This window comes from Hymenobacter nitidus (assembly GCF_020447315.1).
Lineage (GTDB): Bacteria > Bacteroidota > Bacteroidia > Cytophagales > Hymenobacteraceae > Hymenobacter > Hymenobacter nitidus.
Map to the genome: position 1 here is coordinate 1 of NZ_JAJADQ010000031.1, position 833 is coordinate 833.

At 62.8% G+C, this 833-nt stretch carries 1 protein-coding gene; it reads right to left on the reverse strand.

What is annotated here, in order from left to right; all coding sequences use genetic code 11:
• Window positions 1-833 (reverse strand): phosphopantetheine-binding protein (locus tag LGH70_RS23475; RefSeq protein WP_226190995.1); only part of this gene is annotated, 833 nt, incomplete at both ends.

Consider the following 833-nt stretch of genomic DNA (forward strand, 5'->3'; position numbering starts at 1 on the left):
GCGTCGTGGTGCAGAAGCAGCTGGGCCAGGCTTTGCCGCAACCCCTCGGCCTGCAGCGCCGAAGCACTCTGCAGCAATACCGACTGGTTGTAATGGTGCTCGTCAACTTTGCTATGCCCAAAGAACTCGTGTTGAATCGGGCTTAGCTCGCCAGGCCCCACAATGGGCTCCTGGCTGATGTGGCGAGTAAGAATCTGAGCTTGTTCAGCTAATTCATGTAGAACGGGGGTGCGCAGAACATCCCCCACTTTCAGGCTGAAGCCAGCTTGCTTCAGGCGGGACACGACCATCACCGCTTTAATGGAGTCACCACCGAGGTCGTAGAAGTTGTCCTGGCGGCTGATGTTCTCGCGGCGCAGCACGCTGCTCCACACGGCGGCCAGCTGTTCTTCCACTTCGCCTTGCGGAGCCTGGTAGCGGGCGGCCCGCTGGCTCTGGATGCTCTGCGCGGGGTCGGGCAGGGCTTTGCGGTCCAGTTTGCCGTTGGCCGTGACGGGCAAGGCCGCCAGTACCACCAGGTGGCTGGGCACCATATAAGCCGGCAGCTGCGTATGCAGTGCCGCGCGCAATGTGTCACTATCGATAGTCTCGCCGCTGGCCGGTACCACGTAGGCCACCAACTCCAACATGCTGTTGTCAGCACCAATGGCCGTCGTAACTACAGCGGCCTGACCTATGCCGGGGAGTTGGAGCAGCGCGTGCTGGACTTCACCCAGCTCGACGCGGTAGCCCCGGACCTTGACCTGGTCGTCGAAGCGCCCCACGTACTGCAGCTGCCCGCTGGGCAGGCGCACCACCTGGTCCCCGCTGCGGTATACTTTCCGCCCCGCCTG